General features: G+C 58.3%; 17 protein-coding genes. 7 read left to right on the top strand and 10 right to left on the bottom strand.

Annotation, left to right across the window (positions count from 1 at the left end; translation table 11 throughout):
• Positions 1 to 4: 4 nt before the first annotated feature.
• From MUY35_RS14075 to MUY35_RS14065, 3 genes are all read right to left on the bottom strand, one after another.
• A complete protein-coding gene (locus tag MUY35_RS14075; RefSeq protein WP_248369690.1) occupies positions 5 to 898 on the bottom strand; it encodes a carbohydrate ABC transporter permease in 894 nt (297 codons plus the stop codon).
• Positions 891 to 1,763 (bottom strand): sugar ABC transporter permease, encoded by an 873-nt coding sequence (locus MUY35_RS14070; protein WP_248369688.1) that lies wholly within the window; start codon positions 1,761 to 1,763, stop codon positions 891 to 893. The genes MUY35_RS14075 and MUY35_RS14070 overlap by 8 nt, the downstream gene beginning before the upstream one ends.
• A gap of 62 nt (positions 1,764 to 1,825) precedes the next feature.
• A complete protein-coding gene (locus tag MUY35_RS14065; protein WP_248369687.1) occupies positions 1,826 to 3,070 on the bottom strand; it encodes an ABC transporter substrate-binding protein in 1,245 nt (414 codons plus the stop codon).
• A 222-nt stretch (positions 3,071 to 3,292) separates the two neighbouring features.
• On the opposite strand from MUY35_RS14065, the gene MUY35_RS14060 reads away from it, so the two are divergent.
• Positions 3,293 to 4,027: a response regulator transcription factor gene (locus MUY35_RS14060; protein WP_248369685.1), complete on the top strand. Its 735-nt coding sequence runs from the start codon at positions 3,293 to 3,295 to the stop codon at positions 4,025 to 4,027.
• Positions 4,027 to 5,475 (top strand): ATP-binding protein, encoded by a 1,449-nt coding sequence (locus tag MUY35_RS14055; RefSeq protein ID WP_248369683.1) that lies wholly within the window; start codon positions 4,027 to 4,029, stop codon positions 5,473 to 5,475. Before MUY35_RS14060 ends, MUY35_RS14055 begins: the two co-directional genes overlap by 1 nt.
• 60 nt (positions 5,476 to 5,535) lie before the next feature.
• On the opposite strand, the gene MUY35_RS14050 is transcribed toward MUY35_RS14055, so the two are convergent.
• The 4 genes from MUY35_RS14050 to MUY35_RS14035 form a co-directional block, all read right to left on the bottom strand.
• Entirely contained in the window at positions 5,536 to 5,970 is a 435-nt protein-coding gene (locus tag MUY35_RS14050) for a universal stress protein (RefSeq protein WP_248369681.1), read from the bottom strand.
• The gene (locus MUY35_RS14045; protein WP_248369679.1) at positions 5,967 to 8,579 is read right to left on the bottom strand and encodes a TRAP transporter permease; all 2,613 of its coding nucleotides are present in this window, start codon (positions 8,577 to 8,579) and stop codon (positions 5,967 to 5,969) included. Before MUY35_RS14045 ends, MUY35_RS14050 begins: the two co-directional genes overlap by 4 nt.
• A 128-nt stretch (positions 8,580 to 8,707) precedes the next feature.
• Entirely contained in the window at positions 8,708 to 9,676 is a 969-nt protein-coding gene (locus MUY35_RS14040) for a TAXI family TRAP transporter solute-binding subunit (RefSeq protein WP_248369855.1), read from the bottom strand.
• Positions 9,677 to 9,707: 31 nt separating this feature from the next.
• The gene (locus tag MUY35_RS14035; protein WP_248369677.1) at positions 9,708 to 10,541 is read right to left on the bottom strand and encodes a MurR/RpiR family transcriptional regulator; all 834 of its coding nucleotides are present in this window, start codon (positions 10,539 to 10,541) and stop codon (positions 9,708 to 9,710) included.
• Between the two features lie 128 nt (positions 10,542 to 10,669).
• Between MUY35_RS14035 and MUY35_RS14030 the strand changes: the two genes are divergently transcribed.
• The 4 genes from MUY35_RS14030 to MUY35_RS14015 all read left to right on the top strand — a co-directional run bounded on the left by MUY35_RS14030 (position 10,670) and on the right by MUY35_RS14015 (position 17,284).
• Complete coding sequence (locus MUY35_RS14030; RefSeq protein ID WP_248369675.1) at positions 10,670 to 11,989, top strand: aspartate aminotransferase family protein; 1,320 nt, start codon at positions 10,670 to 10,672, stop codon at positions 11,987 to 11,989.
• Positions 11,986 to 12,753, top strand: a complete 768-nt coding sequence (locus tag MUY35_RS14025) for a 3-keto-5-aminohexanoate cleavage protein (protein ID WP_248369673.1) — start codon at positions 11,986 to 11,988, stop codon at positions 12,751 to 12,753. Before MUY35_RS14030 ends, MUY35_RS14025 begins: the two co-directional genes overlap by 4 nt.
• A gap of 272 nt (positions 12,754 to 13,025) precedes the next feature.
• Positions 13,026 to 14,168, top strand: coding sequence for an efflux RND transporter periplasmic adaptor subunit (locus MUY35_RS14020; protein ID WP_248369671.1), 1,143 nt, complete (start codon positions 13,026 to 13,028; stop codon positions 14,166 to 14,168).
• The gene (locus MUY35_RS14015; protein ID WP_248369668.1) at positions 14,165 to 17,284 is read left to right on the top strand and encodes an efflux RND transporter permease subunit; all 3,120 of its coding nucleotides are present in this window, start codon (positions 14,165 to 14,167) and stop codon (positions 17,282 to 17,284) included. The genes MUY35_RS14020 and MUY35_RS14015 overlap by 4 nt, the downstream gene beginning before the upstream one ends.
• Before the next feature lies 1 nt (position 17,285).
• Here the strand turns inward: MUY35_RS14015 and MUY35_RS14010 are convergent, their stop codons facing one another.
• The 3 genes from MUY35_RS14010 to MUY35_RS14000 are packed head-to-tail and all read right to left on the bottom strand — an operon-like array spanning position 17,286 to position 19,807.
• Positions 17,286 to 18,059: a 5-oxoprolinase subunit PxpA gene (locus MUY35_RS14010; protein ID WP_248369666.1), complete on the bottom strand. Its 774-nt coding sequence runs from the start codon at positions 18,057 to 18,059 to the stop codon at positions 17,286 to 17,288.
• 9 nt (positions 18,060 to 18,068) lie between these two features.
• Complete coding sequence (locus MUY35_RS14005) at positions 18,069 to 19,079, bottom strand: biotin-dependent carboxyltransferase family protein (protein WP_248369664.1); 1,011 nt, start codon at positions 19,077 to 19,079, stop codon at positions 18,069 to 18,071.
• Positions 19,076 to 19,807 carry a carboxyltransferase domain-containing protein gene (locus MUY35_RS14000; RefSeq protein WP_248369853.1) on the bottom strand — a complete coding sequence of 244 codons (732 nt, stop codon included), beginning with the start codon at positions 19,805 to 19,807 and terminating at the stop codon, positions 19,076 to 19,078. The genes MUY35_RS14005 and MUY35_RS14000 overlap by 4 nt, the downstream gene beginning before the upstream one ends.
• A 347-nt stretch (positions 19,808 to 20,154) precedes the next feature.
• On the opposite strand from MUY35_RS14000, the gene MUY35_RS13995 reads away from it, so the two are divergent.
• Positions 20,155 to 22,371, top strand: a complete 2,217-nt coding sequence (locus MUY35_RS13995; RefSeq protein ID WP_248369662.1) for a C1 family peptidase — start codon at positions 20,155 to 20,157, stop codon at positions 22,369 to 22,371.
• The last annotated feature ends 5 nt before the right edge of the window (positions 22,372 to 22,376 follow it).

The following is a 22,376-nucleotide window of genomic DNA, read 5'->3' as shown; positions in this document are numbered from 1 at the left end:
GGTCTTATCCCTTTACAGATCCCGCGGTCAGACCGCGGATGAAGTATTTACCAGCGACGATATAGACAAGCAGTGTCGGGGCAGCGGCGATGATCGCGGCGGCCATATCGACATTGTATTCCTTCACGCCGGTGGTCGAATTTACGATGTTATTCAGCGCAACGGTCACGGGTTGCGTCCCCGCCTGACTGAAGGACACGCCGAACAGGAAGTCGTTCCAGATCTGCGTGAACTGCCAGATAACCGTCACAACGATGATCGGCAGGCTCAGCGGCAAAAAGATCGACCAGAAAATCCGGAAAAAACCCGCCCCGTCCACCTTGGCCGCTTTGGTCAGCTCGGACGGGATCGAAACATAATAATTGCGGAAAAACAGCGTCGTAAAACCGATCCCATAGATCACGTGAACAAAGATCAGCCCCGGAATGGTGCCCGCAATGCCCATCATACCCAACAAACGTGCCATCGGCAGAAGAACCACCTGAAACGGGATGAAACAGCCAAACAGCATTAGTGAGAAGATGATGTTCGCGCCGGGAAACCGCCACTGCGCCACCACATAGCCGTTAAGCGCACCGATGAAGGTCGAGATCATAACGGCAGGCACCGCCAGCATAACCGAGTTCCAGAAATAGGGGCGAAGGCCCTCACACTGGATGCCCGTGCAGGCGCCCGACCAGGCGGTTCGCCAAGCATCAAACGTGACCTCGCGCGGCAGGGCCACAAGGCTGCCCGTGCGGATTTCCTCTAGGCTTTTCAGCGAGGTTGTGACCATCACGAAAAGCGGCATCAGGTAGTAAAGCGCAAAGATGCCCAGAAGAAAATAGAGCAGCCAGCGCAGCACGATTTTGCCAAACGCGTCGCTTTTCTTAGCGGAAGGATATGCAAGATCAGTCATTTTTGGCTCGCAGTTCCGAATAGAGGTAAGGCACGACAATCGTGAACACGACCAGCATCATGATCATGGCAGAGCTGGCCGCCTGACCAATGTCACCGCGCGAAAACGCCATCGCATACATATAGGTTGCGGGCAGATCGGTCGCATATCCGGGGCCGCCGCCGGTCAGGGCGATGACAAGGTCAAAGCTTTTGATCGCGAGATGCGCCAGAACAATGAACGCAGACATGAAGATCGGACCCATTGATGGGATGATGATCGCGGAATAGATGCGCCATGTGGGAATGCCATCCACCTGTGCAGCCTTGATGATCTCTTCATCTACCGACCTGAGGCCTGCCAGAAACAGCGCCATCACGAAGCCGGAACTTTGCCAGACGGCAGCAAGCACAATGGTGTAGATCGCGAAATCGGGATTAACCAACCAGTCGAACGAGAAGTTTTCAAACCCCCAACTGCGCACGGTCGCCTGAATACCCAAACCAGGGTTCAGGATCCATTTCCATGCTGTCCCGGTCACGATCATCGACAGCGCCATGGGGTAAAGATAGATGGTGCGGATCATGCCCTCGGTGCGGATTTTCTGATCCAGCAGGATCGCCAGAAGCAGCCCCAGCACCATCGCGATGATGATGAATAAAGCGCCGAATATGAAAAGGTTATTTATCGCCGTGTCCCAACGGGGCGAGGCAAACAGGCGCTCGTATTGGATAAAACCCTCGATCTCATATTTGGGCAGCAGACGTGAACGGGTCAGCGAGACCCACGCCGTCCAAGCGATAAACCCATACACAAAAACAAGGACCGCGATGAAGGAAGGTGCCAGCACCATCTTCGGCAGGTGTGTTTCCAGCCATTTTGTCATCAGAAAATCCCCGCAAGACTTCGCCCCCGGCCCGGGATTGGGCGGGGGCGAAGTAGTTCGTTTTACATGCTGTTGGCAACACCCTCGGCCAACATCTGCACAGCATCAGCCGACGACATGTCCGAGTTGAAATGCGCTGTCACAACGTCGGTGATTGCGCCAGCCTGCGCGCCGCGCAGCGCCATACCATGGGCATAGCTGGGCAGCAGCGAGCCACCTTCCGAGCTTGCCTTCATGTCAGCAGATGACGTGTGCGCGCAGCTGTCAAAATCGTCCAGCGCCACATCAATACGCGCCGGGATCGACCCTTTGTTCAGGTTGAACACCTTCTGAAAGTTCTGACCGACGATCAGCTCGGCCAGCAGGTCTTGCCCGGCCTTCTTGTCGTCACCATCCACGGTGAACATGGCAAAGCTATCCACATTGTAAAGAAAGCCATCACCCGGTGTGGATTGGCACAGGAAGTCTTCGCCCGGCACTTTACCAGCGGCAAGGAATTCACCCTTTGCCCAGTCACCCATGATCTGGAAGGCAGCTTCGCCATTCATCACCATGGCCGTGGCCAAGTTCCAATCACGACCCGAAAAGTTCTCGTCCACATAGCCACGCATTTTGCGCATCTGATCGAAGACAGCGACCATGCCGTCCGAGGTCAGCGTGTCCGTGTCGAGGTCAACAAAAGCTTTCTTGAAGCCATCCGGCCCCAGAACGCCCAGTGCAACGGCCTCAAAGACAGTTGCGTCCTGCCAAGCCTGACCACCATGAGCCAACGGGATAACACCAGCGGCCAGCAGCGTGTCAGCGGCTGCGTTAAACTCATCCCAAGTTGTCGGCATGGTGATGCCATTGGCTTCCAAAACACTCGCGTTGGCCCATATCCAGTCGATCCGGTGGACGTTCACGGGGGCCGCGCACCAGGTGCCTTCGCATTTCATATGGCTCGCGATCGATTCTGGCAGAACGTCAGCCCAACCATTTGCATCGGCGACGGCTGAAATGTCAGCCAGAACGCCTTCTTCATACCATTCCTGAATGGCGGGGCCTTTCAGCTGAACGGCAGTGGGCGCGTTGCCTGACAAGACCCGTGCGCGCAGGGCGGTCATGGCTGCGTCACCGCCGCCACCGGCCACCGGCATATCGGTCCAAGTGCCACCTTTCGACGAAAACTCTTCCTGCAGCACGGCCACGGATTTTGCTTCACCACCCGAAGTCCACCAGTGCAGCACTTCAGCTTGTGGTTCGGCCACGGCGACATTGCTTGCCATCAAGGCAAACGCCGATACGGCCGCAAAAGCGGTTCTTTTCATTATAGAATCCTCCCAAATTCAGCCGCCCTCCTCGGCGGCGATAGCGTTAGCATGCGTTGCAACACCCCGTCGCGACAATGGTCAACATCACCGCAGCACCCCATTCGATGCAGTTTTTTTCCCAATCTGTTACAGCTTGTTACCAAATCCTTGATTCTGTCGCCGACTGTTACATGGCTGACCAAGGGCACGGCAGTTTTTGCCGGAAGGGGAGATTTAAGAGTGACGATTCCACGCCTGCTTGTTGTCGATGACGATGCGGAAATGCGGGCTATGATGACGCAGTTCTTGCGCCAGCAAGGGTTCATTGCACTGCCAGCCGCAAGCGAAGGCGAACTCCGCAAACACCTTAAAGCCGGACGGATAGACCTTATATTGCTTGACGTCATGTTGGGCGATGAAAACGGGGTCGAGATTTGCGGCCGCTTGCGTGCCGAGCAAGATGTCCCGATCATCCTTGTCTCTGCTCTGTCTGCCGATCATCAACGGATGGCGGGGTATGAGGTCGGCGCGGATGACTACATCGCAAAACCGTTCAACCCGAAGCTTCTTCTTGCCAGGGTGCGGGCGGTGCTTCTGCGCGCACAACGCTCACCTTCGCTGACTTATCGCCGCCGCGTGTCGGTTTTTCATTTCGGCGGGTGGATCTACGACGGCAAACGCGACGAAGTGCTATCACCCGAAGGGTTTCAGGTCGCCCTGTCTCAACGGGAAACTGCGCTTTTGAAAGTGTTGCTCGCCAATCCTCATATCCCGCTGACGCGCGAAGAAATTGCTGGCGCGCTGGATGTCACTGGCGAAGGGGATCAGCCCGAAGCAACTGGCCGCGCAATTGATGTGTTGGTGGGGCGGCTGCGCTCGAAGGTCGAGAAAAACCCGAAAGACCCGCGAATGCTACGCACCGAACGCGGCACGGGCTATGTCTTTGCCGTCGACGTCACGGTCGAGGGGGACTGATGCTGCGTGGACCTTCCCTGCGACTGATCGGCGGCGCATGGGTTGCGCTGGCATTCGCCGCCGGCGCCACATCCGCCGCCCTCTGGTTGAGGTCATCACGGGCCTGGGACCAACATTTGTCACGCGCCGATGCGGCTGGCTTCACTGTCTATGAAACCTTGCGTCTTGGCGGACAGGGCAGCGATCAGATTTCGGTCACCGCTCTGTCCATCGACAATGCCGCCCGTGCCGAAGTCGGCGATTTCGACCGGCTGCCCGACGCGCCGCAGCCCGCCTATGTCACCAATGTCTCGATCCTGATCAACCCGGCAACTCCAACTGATCACGCAGTGCTGACCCTTGGCATTGTCTCAGACGAGCTTGTCTATCCGGTGTCGGACATCGTCTCGAACAACGACCCGATCCCGGCCGAGAAGCTGGGCAAGGTGACGCGCCTTCTGGCGACATATTGCAGCGAACCTATGCTGTATGCGCGTTATGCCGGGAAAACTTGGCAACGGGTCGACGGAACAGACATCTGGGGCTGCGAGCAGGCCCCTATGGATTTGCGTGTTCCAGCCGCCATTGCAGCAATCGTAGCCTTGGCGGCATTGCTGACCCATGTTGGCAACACCACCGCCAGTTTTGAAACCTTTGCCCAAGCATTACGATCGCGGCGTCGCTTTGGTGGCCCCGAAAGCTATGAAGCTGAGGGTCCGACCGAACTGCGCAGTATTGTGGCGGCGGTGAACTCGTATCTTGAGGCAGAGCGTGAACAACTGGCCCAGCGCGCCATCGTCCTGTCGGGTGTCAGTCACGATCTGGGCACGCCCGCCACCCGGCTTCGTCTGCGCGCGGCGCTGATCCCCGACGACCAACTGCGCGGCAAGCTTGAGGCGGACATTGACCAAATGACCGGCATGATCGAAAGCGTGCTGACCTATACGAGGTCCGAAATCAATGCCGAGGAGCCGCGCAAGCTCTCGCTGACGTCACTGATTGACGCGCTGGTTGCGGATTATCAGGACACAGGCAGCCCGGTTTTGGTACGTGATCAGCAGCCTGTGGTCGTCGAGGGGGCCGGATCGGTTTTCATGTCGCGCCGCGGTCACAGCACGCTGCCGGATGAGCGGCGCGTGTTGGTCACCGCCCGCCCGATCTCGCTTCAGCGTGCGATCTCCAATCTGATCGACAATGCCCTTAAATATGGTCGCCGCGCCGTGGTCGAGTTAGAAACTGACGCCGACACCGCCACGATCATCGTCGAGGATGAAGGATCAGACTATTCCGTCGCGGATGTCGAACGCTTGATGGCGCCCTTTGAACGAGGCGAAAACACGATGAATATCGGCGGCTTCGGCCTTGGTCTGACCATCGTCGCAACCGTTGCCAACCAACACGGCGGCACGCTGAGGTTTGAAACGGGGGCAAAGGGGTTAAGGGCGCGACTGTCGATCCAACGGACCTGATCAATTCACGCGAGGGTGTCCGCCCAACACAAACACTGCCGGGCGGACAGGGTTCACTGGCTAGTGGCGCACCACATAGACCGAACATTCTGAATGGCGCACAACGCGGGCAGCGTTCGGGCCAAGCAGATAGTCCTTGAAATCCGGCCGACTTGCACCGATGACAATCAAGTCCGATTTGTTCAAATCCGCAATCCGCAGCAATTCTTCATAAACAGTGCCCATGGCGACGATATGGCGAACCTTGGCGTCCATATCAGCGCCCAGCGCGCTTTTGGTCATCTCCTTCAAAAGCTCGCCCGCCTTCGACTTTGCGGTTTCGATCTGATGGTCCTGAAAATAGGCGCCCACCACCGTCATGCCGAAGTCCGGAACGACGGTGATCACGTCCAGTTGCGCGTCGTCCATTTCCGCCAGTTTGGCCGCAGTGGTCAGCACGTCTTTTTCCGTGTCAGGGCGGTTGATGTCGACGGCACAAAGGATTGTTTTGCTCATGCCAGTTCTCCTTGCGGTGTTTCATCTTCGGCGCGACGCGATTGCAGGAAGGCCACGAGGGCCAGCAGCAACAGCGCTGGGATGAAGATAAGCTCTTTCGGCAGTTGATTGGACGGGGCTTGCACCGTTGCGATCTGGACAGGTTCATCGCCATAGAAATCGAAGGTCGACAATTTGTCTGATAGGAATGTGCCGAACATCGGCTCGTCCAGTTTGATCGTTTCCCCCTCGGGCACGATCATGACGCCAAGGCTGTCCAAACGGGCCTGAACATCTGCACCTTCTGGCACGTCGAACACGACCGTCAGGTCCTTGCTGTCAAGCGTGTCAAAGTCAGGGCCGCGGATGACCGCGCGAAGCTGATCGCCCGGCGATGCCTCCTCAAGCGCGGTGGCGAACTGCGCGGGCGGAATGTCCGCAAACGGCGGCTGGATCTGGTTCATGAAGAAGCCCGGACGGAACAGCGCGAAGGCAATCACCAATAGCGCAACCGTTTCCCAGATGCGGGATTTGGTCAGGAACCACCCCATCGTGCCTGCGGTAAAGACAAGGATACCGATGGTCGAGACAATGAAGACGATAATGCCTTGCGTCACAGTCACGTCGATCAGCAAAAGGTCGGTGTTGAAGATGAACACAAACGGCAGCGCCACGGTTCTGAGGCTATAGAAGAACGCCGTGAACCCGGTGCGGATTGCGTCCCCACCCGACACAGCGGCAGCCGCGAAACTGGCCAGCCCCACAGGGGGCGTCACATCCGCCATGATCCCGAAATAGAACACAAACAAGTGCACCGCGATCAGTGGCACGACCAGACCGGATTGCGCGCCCAGTTCGACCACAACTGACACCATCAGGGATGACACCACGATATAGTTCGCCGTGGTTGGCAGGCCCATCCCAAGGATCAGCGACAGGATCGCCACAAAGACCAGCATCAAGATTAGATTGCCGCCCGACAGGAACTCGACGAAATCCGCCATCACCTGACCGATCCCGGTCAGCGACACTGTGCCCACGATGATCCCGGCAGTGGCTGTTGCCAGACCGATACCGATCATATTGCGCGCACCGTCAATCATCCCTTCGATCAGGTCCATAAAACCTTCGCGCAAACGCCCGACGGCGTCGCTTTCACCCCGGAACATGGCTTTCAGCGATTTCTGCGTCAGCAAGATGCCAAACAGCAGGAAGGTCGCCCAGAAGGCAGACAGACCAGGTGATTTACGTTCAATCATCAGGAAGTAAACCAGCACGATAATCGGCAGCATATAGTAAAGCCCCGACTTGTAGATCTTGGCCACATCCGGCAGTTCGACTACATCGGCGTTAGGGTCATCGAGCTCAAGATCCGGGACCTTCGAGGCAAGATAAACAAGCGCGATATAGATTGCGAAAAGCAGGATTGACAGAACCCAACCTGACCCCGTTGGGAACAGCGAAGTGATCCAGCCGACCGGATATTGGGTGGCATAGCAAAGGATGGCGAAGCCGGCGAAGAAGGCGAACATGCCCCCAATTGTCCGGCCCATCGACACGACTTTGTTGCCGATGGTCGGCATCTTGGTCTTCACCGCCTCAAGGTGGACGATGTAGACCAGCGCGATGTAGGAAATGACCGCAGGCAGGAAGGCGTGGGTGATAACCTCGACATAAGAAATGCCCACATATTCCACCATCAGGAAGGCCGCGGCCCCCATGACCGGCGGCATGATCTGACCGTTGACGGACGAGGCAACCTCGACCGCGCCAGCCTTCTCGGCCGAGAAGCCAACACGCTTCATCAGCGGAATGGTGAATGTGCCGGTGGTGACGACGTTGGCAATCGACGAACCTGAAATCAGACCAGTTGCGGCAGAGCCGACAACGGCGGCTTTCGCGGGACCACCGCGCAGGTGACCCAGCGCGCCAAACGCCATCTTGATGAAATAGTTGCCAGCCCCTGCCCGGTCGAGCAGCGCGCCAAACAACACGAATAAGAAGACGAACTTGGTGGATACGCCCAGCGCGATGCCAAAGACACCTTCCGAGGTGATCCACATATGGCTCATCGCTTTACGCAAGCTTGCCCCGGCCCAGCGGATTTGATCCGGCACCACTTCGGACGAGCCAAAGAAGACGTAGAAAAGAAATACGATTGCAAGGGCAACCATGACGGGGCCCAGCGTGCGGTAAGCGGCAAGGAACAGAAAACCCAGCGCGACCAGCGAAATCATCGCATCCATATCATCCGCAAGCCCGCCATTGGCGACGATCTTTTCATAAAAGAAATAGCCATACATGGCGAGGATCGCGCCCCCGACACCGAGGACCCAGTCATACCAAGGGATGTAATTGCGTGGGCTGGATTTGAACAGCGGATAGGCCATAGCGGCCAGAAAGATTGCAAATGCCAAGTGGATCTGGCGCGAGTTGTTGATTAGATCGCCCGGTAAAACATAAGGCGCCACAGGCGAGGCCAGAAGCACCTGAAAAATCGACCAGATCAGCGCAACTGCGGCGATCGCCAACCCGACGGGACCGTGCGGTTTGCGCGCGCCAGTGTCACTGGCGGCGACCAGCTCTTGAAGTTCGTCTTCGCTAAGTGCGCGATCTTGCGTTGTGGACATCTGTCTCTCCCTTAGCTGCACGGGGCAGCCCACACAGGTTCAATTATTTATCACTTGCCCGGTCTTTGTGCCGGGTCAGGGCGCTTGGGGGCAGCAAACCGCCCCCAAGCATTTTGGCTGAAACGAGCTTACTGGATCAAACCTTTTTCTTTGAAATACTTCTCAGCACCGGGGTGCAGGGGAGCTGACAGGCCAGCCGATGCCATCTCTTTCGGGTCAAGATTGGCGAAAGCGGGGTGCAGACCTTTGAAGTCTTCGAAGTTTTCAAAGACCGAGGATACAACCGCATAGACCGCTTCGTCCGACACCTGATCCGAGCTCACGAACGTCGCACCCACACCGAAGGTCATGGTGTCCGCGTCATTGCCGCGATACATGCCGCCGGGAATGGTGGCGGTACGGTAGAAGGAGTTTTCTTCGACCAGTTTATTCACCACGTCGCCCGAGACTTCCACCAGAACGGAATCGCAAGCTGTGGTGGCTTCCTGAATGGAACCCGAGGGGTGACCAACCGTGTAAACCATCGCGTCGATCTGGTTGTCGCACAGGGCTGCGGACTGTTCCGAGGCCTTCAGCTCGGTCGCCAACGCGAAGTCACCGGTTGTCCAACCAAGCGCTTCGATCAGCACTTCCATCGTGCCGCGCTGGCCCGAACCGGGGTTGCCGATGTTGACGCGTTTGCCCTTCAGGTCTTCAAATGTCTTGATGCCGCTATCTGCGCGGGCAACGACGGTGAAGGGTTCGGGGTGAACCGAGAAGACGGCGCGCAAGCCTTCGAAGGGTCCGGTGTCTTCAAATTTCGACGTGCCGTTGAACGCATGATACTGCCAGTCGGACTGGGCCACACCAAATTCCAGCTCGCCTTCGCGGATGGTGTTGATGTTGTAGACCGAGCCGCCGGTCGATTCGACCGAGCAACGCACGCCGTGGTCCTTACGACCCTTGTTGACCAGACGACAGATCGCGCCGCCAGTCGGATAGTAAACTCCGGTGACCCCGCCGGTGCCGATCGTAATGAACTCCTCGGCCATCGCGGCCGGGGCCAGAACCGCCGACGCGGCGACCCCGACGAATGCCAGTTTGAACTTGTTCAACATCATTATACTCCCTTGTGTTGATGTTCTGATATTACTCGGACCACACTTCGGCCATCTGCCGATTGCGCAGTTCGACGTCTGCAATACGTTCTTGTGCGGCTGCACCAGAGCGTCCGACAACCATTCCGATGATCGTTTCGATCAGGAATAAGGTTGTCACATATGATGAATAGAAATTCGCACTGTCCGCCGCCACGACAAAGCTGACCGACGCGTATTCCAGCGCCGGACAGGCGTGCGTATCCGTAATGACAATCACGAAAACACCCATCTGGTGGGCGAGTTTGGCGGCCTTAATAACATTGGATGCAAAGGGCGGTTTGGTGACGATCAACAGCGCGTCGCGCTGGTCCATCCCCGACAGCGCCCCGCCAAGCGACGCCCCCATGCGATTGGCAAGCAACCAGTTATCCGAACAGAAATTCGCCATATAGGACATGTATTCAACGATCCCCGTCGACCCCAACGCACCCAGCAACAAGACCTTACGTGCATTCACCAACACCTCGACGCAGTGTTCAAGGTCTTTTTCATCCAAAGATGAAATCGCGTGCCTCAGATTGGATTGGCAGGCCGCGTAATGGCTGTCGATGAAACGGTCGTGACCATCATCATGTTGTTTTTGAAGTTGCTCGGCACGTTGCGCAAAATTGTTGACGCGACGGTCAATCTTGACGCGCATTTCCTCGCGAAGCTCTTGGAAATCCTCGTAGTTAAGCGCTTTTGCCAACCGAGAAAACGCCGCCGGTGAAACGCCACTGTTACGCGACACCGTGCGCAGCGGTCGCGTCACCACGTCCAACGGATTGGCCACAAGAAAATCCGCAGCGCCGCGCAAAGCAACGCTTAGATCAGCGTAAGTCACCGCCAGCCTCTTTTCGAAGCTATTCTCCAAGATGCCCCCCTAAATGGACAAAATCAGTGTTCTCTTTGTTTCATTCATTGTCAATCATCGCATTTTTTGTTTCAGTAAGGACAAGATTGAGAGGCACCATGTCACACGTTTTCCCCAGACATACCAAAGTCACGCCGCCCATAGCTGTCAAGGGCGATGGAATATATATCATTGATTCAGAAGGGAAAAAATACCTTGATGGATCAGGCGGCGCGGCGGTTTCATGTCTTGGACATTCCGACCCTGACGTGGCCGAGGCGATCAAGACGCAAGTCGACCAACTGGCGTTTGCCCATACCGGGTTCCTGTCGTCGGCCCCGGCAGAATCATTGGCAGATCGTCTGATCGCCCATGCGCCGGACGGGATCGAGCGGGTTTATTTCGTGTCCGGCGGATCAGAAGCCGTTGAAAGTGCGCTGAAACTGGCGCGCCAATATATGATTGAAACGGGTCAGCCCCAACGCACGAAATTCATTTCGCGGCGTCAAAGCTATCACGGCAATACGCTGGGCGCGCTTGGCACTGGCGGCAATGAGTGGCGGCGCGAACCTTTTGCGCCGGTGATGGTGTCCGCCTCGCATATCTCGCCCTGCTATGAATACCGTCTGCGCCATGATGACGAGACGCAGGAAGAATACGGCCTGCGCGCCGCCAACGAGCTTGAGGCCGAACTGTTGCGCCAAGGCCCCGAGAACGTCATCGGCTTCATCGCCGAACCTGTTGTCGGCGCAACTGCAGGGGCTGTCCCGGCCGTACCCGGCTATTTCAAACGCATTCGCGAGATTTGTGACCAGTACGGCATTCTTTTGATCCTCGACGAGGTCATGTGCGGCATGGGTCGCACCGGCACCGTGTTCGCATGCGAGCATGACGGCGTTGCCCCCGACCTGATCACCATCGCCAAGGGTTTGGGTGCTGGGTATCAGCCGATTGGCGCGATGCTGTGTACCGGCAAGATTTACAGCGCGATTGAGAACGGCAGCGGCTTCTTTCAACACGGCCACACCTATATCGGCCACCCTGTCGCCTGCGCTGCGGCTGATGCGGTGGTGCGCAAACTGACCGATGGCGGCTTGGCAGCGCGCTCTGCACAAATGGGTGACAAACTGATGGCCGCCCTGACCGCCGAGTTCGGTCAACACCCCAATATTGGCGACATCCGCGGACGCGGCATGTTTCGCGGGCTAGAGATCGTCGAAGACCGCGAAACCAAAGCGCCCTTCGCCCCTGAAAAGGGCATCGCCGCCAAGCTGAAGAATCAAGCCTTTGCCAATGGTCTGATCTGTTACCCGATGGGTGGTACCATCGACGGGCGCCAAGGCGACCATGTGCTGATTGCGCCGCCCTTCATCATCACAGACACGCAGATCGACGAGCTGGTCGGCAAGCTGTCCACATCGCTGGTGCAAGTGCTGTGACCGACCTGCCTGCCCTAATGGTCGCGCCCAACGGGGCACGTCTGACCAAGGCCGACCACCCCGCCCTTCCGATGACCTTGGCCGAGATTGTGGCCTGTGCACGGGACTGCCATGCGGTCGGGGCCGACGGGCTACATCTTCACCTGCGCGACGCCCAAGGCGGCCATCTGTTGGATGCCGGTGCCTATCGCGAAGCAGTCGAGGAACTGACCACCCAACTGCCCGACATGGCCGTGCAGATCACTACCGAAGCGGTCGGGAAATACGACCCACCACATCAGCGTCAGGTCGCGTTGGAGTCGGGGGCGCCGTTGGTGTCCGCATCCGTCCGCGAGCTGTGCCGCGACCCCGACGATATCACAAGCACGTTTTACGAGGATTGCGCCGCACAAGGTATCGCAATCCAGCACATCCTGTATGACCGCGCCGATGGCGAACTTCTCGCCAAGATCCTGCCACCCGAGTTGTTCACCGCGCCTGACCTGCAGCTCCTGTTCGTCTTGGGACGCTATGCGGCAGACCAAAACTCCAACCCACACGACTTGGATGATTTTCTGGACTGGATGGGCGCATATGACCTATCGCCAGACTGGGCCGTTTGCGCCTTTGGACAAAACGAAACGGCGTCGTTGGTCTATGCCGCCGGGCTAGGCGGCAAATGCCGAGTGGGGTTCGAAAACGCCCGTGTTCACGCCGATGGGCGTGTGGCAAAAGACAATGCCGAACGGGTCAAGGCCGTTCGCGATGCCATCAATGCCTCGTAGAGGCCACGCCTCTGATGCCATCCCCACAGCAGCAATATTACCTTGCCGGCGTCCGCGCTGCGCCAGACAGGCTTCATGATTATGCCGGATGCGCCCATTCATGCTTGATCTGCCTGTAAACCCGCAACGTATAAGACAATACTTGCGCAGATTGGTATGATTCATCAATTTCCTGCATAAGCGTCTGGAAAATTTGTCAATGTGAACCTAGTTAACTTGTTAATGCCGAACGCGGGCATCTCTTTGCGCGCAATCCTTTGAAGGACAATCAGATGCCAAAAGACGAACTGCCAGATTTGAACGGGCAACTGAAATTCGAAGACGATACCGGCGCGGGGCGGTCTAAATGGCTTGCGGCACTGTTTGGCGTGGTGTTGGTCGGGTGGATGGGCAGCGGCTATATCCTGCCCTCGCAACCAGATGAAGAGGTGGCGGAAGAACCTGCTGCGCGCGCCGTCGCGGTCGCCGTTATGACCTCGACCGCGCAGGACGTCGATCTGGTCTTGATCTCCGAGGGTCAATCAATTCCGGACCGCGCCACCAGCATCACTGCGAAGGTCGGGGGCGAGGTTATTTCGGTCTCGGTCGCACGCGGCGATCTGGTCGCCGCCGGGCAGGAAATCGGTCGGCTAGATGCCGAAACCATCGAAGCGCAGTTGGTGCAGGCCCAGACCCAGTTAGAACAAGCAACCAGCGACTTGCAAAAATCTACCTCACTTCAAAAAAGCGGTATCACGACCGAAGATCGCGTTTTGCAGGCCCGCGCGGCCAAAGCCTCGGCCGAGGCGGCGGTGACGGCGGCGCAGGAACAACGCGCCAACACCGTGATCCGCGCGCCCTTCGCGGGGCGTCTGAACGACATGACGCTGGATGAGGGCGAGTTCGTAAACAGCGGCGATGTGGTTGCCGAGGTTTTGGACAACAACCCGCTGACCATCGTCGTGCAGGTGCCACAACAAGCCCTGTCCCGGCTAGAAAAGGGCCAACCCGCGCAGGTGTCCTTCATCACTGGTGAAGAGCGCACCGGCACTGTGGCCTTCATCGGTGCCAATGCCGATAGTCAAACCCGCACCTTTCGCGTCGAAATCGCCGTCGATAATCCCGACAGCGAAATGCCCGCAGGTCTTAGCGCCCATATCGCCATCCCGACCGGCAAAGCGCGCGGTCACTTCGTCTCGCCCGCAATCCTTTCGCTTGGAACGGATGGCGAACTGGGGATCAAGACCGTCGCGGATGACAACAGTGTGGCCTTCGCGCCGGTGTCGATCGTGCGTGCCCAAACCGACGGGGTCTGGGTCACCGGCCTGCCGGAAAGCGCGCAGATCATCACGGTTGGGCAGGGCTTCGTGAACGCAGGCGACATTGTTGACCCGCGCCCCGCGAACGTGCCCGCCCCCACCGAGGTCGCCCAATGAAAGCGCTGATCACGGCCGCCTTCAATCGCAGCAAGGTCGTGCAACTTTTGTTGGTTTTCCTGCTGATCATCGGCTCGTTCGCTTATTACGCGATCCCCAAGGAAAGCAATCCCGAGATCCCGATCCCGATTGTCTATGTCTCAACTGGGCTTGACGGCATTTCACCCGAGGATGCCGAGGATGTGCTGATCGGCCCGATGGAGACCGAGTTTGCCTCGCTTACCGGTCTTAAATCCATGACCGCGACGGCCAGCGAAGGCCATGCCAGCGTCCAGTTGGAATTTGAGCCCGGTTTTGATGCCGACGACGCTTTGCAAAAAGTGCGGGAGGCTGCTGACAAGGCGGAAAACGATCTGCCGCAAGACGCGCGTCTGACGGTCACCGAGATTAACACCGCCCTGTTTCCCATCCTGACCGTCATCCTGTCCGGTCCGGTTCCCGAACGCACGCTAAATGATCTGGCGGACGATTTGAAAGACGAGATTGAGGCACTGGGCGGCGTGCTTGAAGTCGACATCGGTGGCAAACGCGAACAATTGCTTGAGGTGCTGATCGACCCCACGGTTTTTGAAACCTACAATATTACCTTCGAAGAACTGATCGGATCGGTCAATCGCAACAACCAGTTGATCGCCGCTGGTGCGATTGAAAGCGAAGCCGGGCGGCTGGTTCTGAAAGTGCCCGGCTTAATTGAAAAAGTGGCCGACGTGATGGAGCTGCCGGTCTTGGTGCGCGGCCAGACGGTCGTGACCTTTGCCGACGTCGCCACCATCCGGCGGACCTTTAAAGACCCGGACGGCTTTGCCCGGATCGACGGCCAGCCCGCGCTTGCCCTTGAGATCAAGAAACGCGTCGGCGCGAACATCATCGAAACCGTGGCCGAGGTGCGCGATGTGATCGAAACCGCGCAGGCGGACTGGCCCGACAGCGTACACATCCGGTACACGCTGGATGAAAGCGAGCAGGTCAAATCCATGCTTTCGGACCTTGAGGCGAACGTGATCGCCGCCATCATTCTTGTGATGATCGTGGTGGTCTATGCGCTTGGGCTGCGGTCGTCCCTGCTGGTTGGGCTGGCGATCCCCGGCGCGTTTCTAACTGGCGTCGCAGGCTTGTTCTTCATGGGCTACACGATGAATATCGTGGTCTTGTTCTCCTTGATCCTTGTGGTGGGGATGCTGGTCGATGGCGCGATTGTGACGGTCGAATTGGCGGACCGATATCTGCACGAAGGCAAAAGCTCGAAACAAGCGTATAGCGATGCCGCAAAGCGGATGGCGTGGCCGATCATCGCCTCGACCGCCACGACCCTATGCGTGTTTTTTCCACTGCTGTTTTGGTCGGGTACAGTGGGTGAGTTCATGAAGTTCCTGCCGATCACCGTGATCATCACGTTGGCCGCGTCACTGTTCATGGCGCTGGTGTTCATCCCCGTGGTGGGCGGTCTGATTGGTAAGCAACAGCATCAGTCGGCAAAGTCGAAGGCGCAGCATTACGCCGCAGAACGCGGGGATCCGCGCACCATGACCGGGATAATGGGCGCATATGTTCGACTGCTGAACTGGTCGATCAGACGCCCCGGCGTTACGTTAAGTTTCGCCGTGATGGCGCTGATCGCGTCCTTCATCGCCTATGGCTCGCTGGGCAATGGCCTTACCTTCTTTCCTGAGGTCGAACCCGACTATGCCCAGGTCGAGGTGCGGGCCAAGGACAACTTCTCAGTTTATGAACAGGACGCGCTGGTGCGGCAGGTCGAGGCCAAACTGTCGGATTATTCCGAGATCGCCAGCATCTATGCCCGCTCGGGTGGTGGCCGCGATGGCAGCGACGCCATCGGATTTCTGCAACTGGAACTGACCGAATGGGACACACGCAGACCCGTCGCAGATATCGCCGAAGATATCCGTGCGGATGTGGCGACCATCCCGGGCATTGATGTGCAAGTGCAGACCGCCATGGCTGGGCCCGGTGGTGGCAAGCCGGTGAACCTTGAGGTGCTGTCAAACAACGTCGAGGATCAGGACGCCGGGGTTGCGCGGTTGATCGCGACAATGGAACGCCTTGGCGGCTTCACCGATGTGGTGGAAACACGCCCCTCGCCCGGTGTGGAATGGCAAATCACCATTGACCGGTCCGAGGCCGCGCGCAGCGGAGCGGACGTCGCCATTCTGGGTCAGGCCGTGCAGCTTTTGACCCAAGGCATTACGGTGGCCAATTATCGCCCCAGCGACACCGATGGCGAGGTCGACATCGTCGTCCGCTTCCCAGCCGTTGACCGCACATTGGCCGAGCTTCAAAACCTGCGCGTGCCGACCAGTGCGGGGCTGGTCCCGATCTCGAATTTCGTATCATTCGACCCGGCACCACGCAGTGGGGTCATTACACGGATTGATCAGGAACGCGTCATCTCGATCTCGGCGGACGTAGAGCCGGGCGTCTTGGTCAATGACCAAATTCTTGCCCTGCAAGGCGAGTTGGACCGGATCGACCTGCCTGAAAGCGTCGAGGTGAAATTTGGCGGCGAGGCCGAGGAACAGGCCGAAGCGATGACCTTTCTGATCGGTGCTTTTCTGTCGGCCATCGGCTTGATGTTCCTGATCCTGCTGACGCAATTCAACAGCTTCTGGCAGGCCTTCGTGGTGATGTCGGCAATCGTCTTTTCCATCGCGGGCGTGCTGTTGGGCCTGATGATCACCGGGCGGCCATTCGGTGTGGTCATGGGCGGCATTGGCGTCATTGCATTGGCCGGAATCGTGGTGAATAACAACATTGTGTTGATCGACACCTATAACCATTTGAAAGATGACGGCGCATCACCGCTCGAGGCCGCCTTACGCACTGGCGCGCAGCGTCTGCGCCCTGTTGTGCTCACCTCGGTCACGACCGCACTTGGTTTGATGCCGATGGTGATCGGACTAAACATCAACTTCTTCACACGACAGATTGTTTATGGCGCACCGTCGACCCAATGGTGGACCGAGCTGTCCAGCGCGATTGCGGGCGGGCTGGTCTTTGCGACTGTGCTGACCCTGATCGTCACCCCCTCCATGTTGGTGTTAGGCGAAAAACGCGCATCACGCGCGGTGGCGCGCAAGGCAGCGCTTCCTGCGGAATAGGTTAGACGGGACGCCCGTTGAATCGCGCCAGCGTGACGCCACCATCCTGAAGCGCGCGGCGCACCTCGGCCGCCAAAGCCACCGCCGATGGGGTGTCACCGTGCAGACAGATCGTGTCAATGCGCGTCGTAATGCGCTTGCCGCTTTCGGTGATAATCGCGCCTTCGCGGATCATCTCGACCATCCGCGCGCCCGCTTTTTTGGGGTCATGGATCACCGCGCCCGGCAGGCTGCGATCCACCAGCGTCGCATCGTCATTATAGGCCCGATCCGCGAAGATTTCGCAGGCCGTCGCGCAACCCAGAGCATGGGCCGCGTCGTGCTGGGCCGTGCCCGCCAACACCATGATGATCAGATCAGGCGCGATGGTCAGCGCCGCCTCGTAACAGGCGCGGGCCATATCGATGTCTTCTGCGGCCATGTTCGCCATCGCGCCATGCAACTTCAAATGCCGCACCTGCCCGCCCGCAGCCGAGGCCATCGCCTGCGCCGCGCCAAGCTGGTAGCGTACAAGGTTTTGCAGTGTCACATGCGGCAGGTCCATCCGGCGGCGGCCAAAGCCGTGCAAATCGGGGAAGCCCGGGTGCGCGCCGATGCCGACACCGTTTGCGACAGCGTTTTTCATTGTGGCCGCCATCACGTCCCAGTCACCGGCATGTAGACCGCACGCGACATTAGCCGATGTAACAATGTCCAGCAGCGCTGCGTCGTCCCCCATCGCCCAAGCGCCGAACCCCTCGCCCATATCTGCGTTCAGATCAATTGTTTGCGCCATGTCAGATCCTTAGTCCTCGCCACCGGCAGTCACACCGCCGATCAATTGATAGGATAACAGATCGGCAATCGAATGGGGATCGCGGATCAAGGGCTGGACCTGGCGCGCAAGATTCGCGCGCGCCGTTGCCGCTTTGCGCTCCAACACTATCGCGTCTTGCAGCGCAACATAGTGAAAACGCAGCGCAACACCCGCCCCGGCTTGCGCAACGATGGGTAGATCGCAGGGCAGAACGGTTCCGATCCGCGGATAGCCCCCCGTGGTTTGACATTCTGACAGCAGCACAAATGGCGTGCCATCACCGGTGATTTGAATGTCGCCCGGCACGATTACCTCGGACAGAACTGTGCGGCCGCCATCGGTGTGAAAGCCATCATCCGGCGAAGTCAACCTGACCCCCATCCGGTTGCCGCGTGTATCGCGGTGAAAGGTCGTGGTCGCGAACCGCGCGCGCTCGGACGCGGCGAACAGGTTGGTCTGGACGCTTTCCACGATCCGAACCGTGCCACCGCTGAAGCGGTCATCAGCAACAAGCCCCATGCCAACGATACCGCCCGGATCGGCGTGCGTGGCCAACTGATCGCCGGCACCCAAGGGCGCGCCAATCCCTGCTGACAGATGGGCCGAGATCGCGCCCAGCCGCAATTGAGCCGCAAAACCACCGCCCACATGCAGATAACCATAGCTGCCAACAGTGGTCGCGCCGATTGACAGGCGCGCACCTGCGGGCAGATTGTGGCTGGCATTCCACGCCAGCTTCCTGCCGTCCAGCGTGACGCGCATCGGCGCGCCTGTCAGGGCAATGCGCAGGTCGCTGAGCGCCTCAAACTCGCCGCCCATTCCTGCCATCTCGACCGCTGCAAGATCGCTGGTCTGCCCCAACAAGGCGGCCCCTTCGCACAATGCCAGCCGATCCGCTGCGCCGCCGCGCGACAGGCCAACATCCAGCCAACCAGGGCGGCCATTATCTTGCAGGGTAAGGCCCGGCCCCGCACGGAGGATTTTAAGGCAACCGCTCACCGGATCACCTCGCATTGCGCACCGCCGTGCGGATCGCGGCGCATCGCATCCAGACTTACAGCGTCGGTCGGAACAAATTGGACTTCGTCACCCGGACGCAGCAGGAAGGGGTCTTTGTCGTCGGGTCGGAACAGCCGCATAGCGGTTTGCCCCACATGTTGCCAACCCGTCGGCGTTGGCACGGAAAACAGCACAAGTTGGCGAATTGCCACCGCCAACGCACCTTCTGGGATGCGAGTGGTCAACTGGCTTTGGCGGGGAATGTCCCATTCTGCTGGCAAGGTTCCCAGATAGGGCTGGCCGGGCGCAAAGCCGACGGTCTGCACGCGCGCGCGGGCCGAGGATAGGGACGCAATCGCCGCCGCTTCCTCCAACCCTGCTGCTGCGGCGGCCTGCGTCAATTGCGGGGCAAGTTCGGTGCCAAACACTGTCGGCACACGCCAGAACCGCCGCCCGTCGGGCAGATCGGCTGCATACCAATCACGACTGGCCAGCAGCGTTTCAAGCTGGGTGCGCAGGGTGGCATGGTCAAGGTGCACAGGGTCGAAACGCAGATAGGTCGACACAAGCGAGGATGAGGTTTCTTCGACCCCGTCCCAAGCGGCAAGCTCGACAGCCGCACGAAACGCCAGGGTCGCGCGGTTGGCCGCCTCGCTAAGTGCATCGGCAAAGCTTACCAGCAGACCGTCCACCCCGGCGGTGCGGATCACAGGTTCGACGATCGCCATTTTATTCGGGTCTGACTGTGTCACATCCGCCCTGACAGAAGATTTCGATCAGAAAAAACCTACAATGATCCATACGGGTATGACCATCGCAAAAGGCGGAGCGACGACTTGGGATTCGCAAGTGGAGCACCTCTACTCGTCCGCGCAAAGGGGGATGACGAGGCGATGCAAACTCTGATGCGCTTCACGAACTTAGCCCTCTCAAGCAACTGAAATAGATTGATTTATTAAGTGAACCAATACGCAGCTTTGTTTTCATATCGGTTTTCTGATAGAATTGAGTAATATTATTTCTAAGTTTAGTTGATTTCAAATACCTAGCTTTTTTCGATTGGCGGTTTTTTACGATGGCCAGTTTTGCGCGATCTTTGATTAAAGATACCGGTGTGCGTGCCGATTGGGTGGACCTGCGTGATCAGGACTATGTGCCCAATCTGACGGTTTTGCGCGATACCGTGTCTTTGAACCCGAACCTGCTGGCGCCTGATCCCGATACCGGATTACAGGTGCCGATTTTTGGTGCGCGCAACCAGGGCAGCAGTGGGCGATGCGTGGGCTTTGCGCTTGCAAACCTGATCGACATTCAACGCCATTTGCAACATGTGCGGCGACGCCCAAGCGCACCCGACGCCACACCACCCGACCTGACCAAAGTGCGCGAAGACATCGTCAGCGCCGATATGCTGTATCGCATGGCATCTTTCCATGATCGTTATCCCGAGCTTGAGAACGGCGAAGTGCTGACCGAAGAAGGCATCCTGACGCTCAGATCCGCGATCAAAGGTTTCTATCATCACGGCGTCTGCCGCGACTGGCCCTTTGCCAGTGCCGCCACTGATGACAGCCGCTGGCAAAGCGATTGCTATGTTTCCGACGGACCGGACAAGGGGCGCAAGTTTACCACGGTCGGTCAGGCCAAGAAGGCGCGCGAAATTGGGCTTGGGGCCTATTTCCGGCTGGCCTCGATCCTGAACCATTTTCATGCGGCGCTGAATGATGCCGAAGCGATACTGACCACTGCAAATGTGCACGACGGATGGCTGGCCGCCACCCCTGATAACGGAGGTCTGATCACCTGGCCCCCGGAGGTCGGCAAAACCGGCACCCATGCTTTTGTGGTCACCGGCTATGATGAAAAAGGCTTTCACGTCTTAAATTCATGGGGTCCGAAATGGGGCGGCTACAACGGTCAGGCGGGGATCGCACTATGGTCTTATGCGGACTGGGCGCAGAACGTGGTGGACAGTTGGGTGTTGCGCCTTGGCGTCTTCGCGCCATCCGCCTTCGGTGCATCGGTTGGTGAAAAAGGCACAAAGGGCGATACAGGCCCTATACAAGCTGGCTCCACCCCATGTTTTGAACTTGTCGGCCATTACATGCATCTGGACGACGGCTATCACGTTGCGACCGGATCATATCCATCGTTCAAGAACGGCTGGCCGCGAACCCGCAAATACCTGTCCGAACGGATCGACCCAACGGCAGACCCCGCCAACAAGGAAAACATCTATCGGGGCGTGCTTGTTTGGATACCGGGCAGTCTTGAAGGTATCAAACCCGCCTTCGCAGACGCGGTCGGGCGCAAGACGTTGATCAAGGACCTCGGGCTTTATCCCTATACGGTTTTCTGGTGCAACAGCTTTGTCGAGAAGTCGCTTGAGGTGCTGCAAAGCCTGTTTGACTCCTGTCAGGAACAAGCTGGCGAAAACGCGGCCCATCTGGACGAGCTGATCGAAAACCGCGTGCGCGGCGTGGGCCGGGCCTTTTGGCGCGACATTGAGCTTGGGGCCCGACGCGCCCTGCGCGGCACCGAAGAGCTTCCGTACGAAGATTTTGAGAACGAAGAGGTCGAGGAGATCAAGAAAGGCTTTGTCGGCAACCTTCTTCTGGAACTTTTGCAGTTAAAGAAGGACACCGGCTGCGAAGTTCACGTGGTTGCCGAAGGGGCTGGCGCGCTGGTGGTTCACGAGATGCTGTCGTTGCTGGAACATGACACCCGCTGGTTCGATCCCGCCTCCCTGACCCCCGGCGGAATGGACCGCTTTGACACGCTGCACCTGATCCACCCCGCCATTGGTATCCCGCGCGCAAAGAAGCGCCTGATCCCGCTGATCCGCACGATGAACGGCCCGAACGATGGGTCGAAGAAGCGCAAAACGTCGTCACGCAAGCCGGTTGTTCAGGAATATCTGCAATACGACACGCCGCCGCGCGCGCGCATTTATGTGCCAACGCCCGCACTTGAAGAACGCATCTGCTTTGGGGCCTACGGTAAATCCATCCTGCAACTGGTCTCGCGCGCATTCGAAGACCGATACCCGCTGCCGCAAAACGCCGATGACACCGCCGCGCCCTATCTGCTTAGGCCACGTCCGTTTCTTGGCATGTCCAGCATCGCCAATGACACCTCGTCGCAGGTGCGCGGGGCGGTCTTTCGGCTGAACAGAATTGCTGCGCAAAAACACGATTTGGACCGGATACCCCAATCCGCATTGAACGACGACCCCACCATTACCAACAGCATTTTCGAATGCATAAGAGGATTTCAGAAAACGGGACACTGAACGCC

This window comes from Aliiroseovarius sp. S1339 (assembly GCF_023195695.1).
Classification (GTDB): domain Bacteria; phylum Pseudomonadota; class Alphaproteobacteria; order Rhodobacterales; family Rhodobacteraceae; genus Aliiroseovarius.
The sequence above is the reverse complement of the archived record's forward strand: the minus strand, read 5'-3'. Positions and strand labels throughout refer to the sequence as shown.

Bases quoted from the DNA above. Each gene is read 5' to 3' on its own strand.
- MUY35_RS14015 (WP_248369668.1), top strand. From the start codon at position 14,165: ATGAAAGCGCTGATCACGGCCGCCTTCAATCGCAGCAAGGTCGTGCAA.
- MUY35_RS14050 (WP_248369681.1), bottom strand. From the start codon at position 5,970: ATGAGCAAAACAATCCTTTGTGCCGTCGACATCAACCGCCCTGACACG.
- MUY35_RS14075 (WP_248369690.1), bottom strand. From the start codon at position 898: ATGACTGATCTTGCATATCCTTCCGCTAAGAAAAGCGACGCGTTTGGC.
- MUY35_RS14040 (WP_248369855.1), bottom strand. From the start codon at position 9,676: ATGTTGAACAAGTTCAAACTGGCATTCGTCGGGGTCGCCGCGTCGGCG.
- MUY35_RS14070 (WP_248369688.1), bottom strand. From the start codon at position 1,763: ATGACAAAATGGCTGGAAACACACCTGCCGAAGATGGTGCTGGCACCT.
- MUY35_RS14055 (WP_248369683.1), top strand. From the start codon at position 4,027: ATGCTGCGTGGACCTTCCCTGCGACTGATCGGCGGCGCATGGGTTGCG.
- MUY35_RS14030 (WP_248369675.1), top strand. From the start codon at position 10,670: ATGTCACACGTTTTCCCCAGACATACCAAAGTCACGCCGCCCATAGCT.
- MUY35_RS14020 (WP_248369671.1), top strand. From the start codon at position 13,026: ATGCCAAAAGACGAACTGCCAGATTTGAACGGGCAACTGAAATTCGAA.
- MUY35_RS14000 (WP_248369853.1), bottom strand. From the start codon at position 19,807: ATGGCGATCGTCGAACCTGTGATCCGCACCGCCGGGGTGGACGGTCTG.
- MUY35_RS14010 (WP_248369666.1), bottom strand. From the start codon at position 18,059: ATGGCGCAAACAATTGATCTGAACGCAGATATGGGCGAGGGGTTCGGC.
- MUY35_RS14045 (WP_248369679.1), bottom strand. From the start codon at position 8,579: ATGTCCACAACGCAAGATCGCGCACTTAGCGAAGACGAACTTCAAGAG.
- MUY35_RS13995 (WP_248369662.1), top strand. From the start codon at position 20,155: ATGGCCAGTTTTGCGCGATCTTTGATTAAAGATACCGGTGTGCGTGCC.
- MUY35_RS14065 (WP_248369687.1), bottom strand. From the start codon at position 3,070: ATGAAAAGAACCGCTTTTGCGGCCGTATCGGCGTTTGCCTTGATGGCA.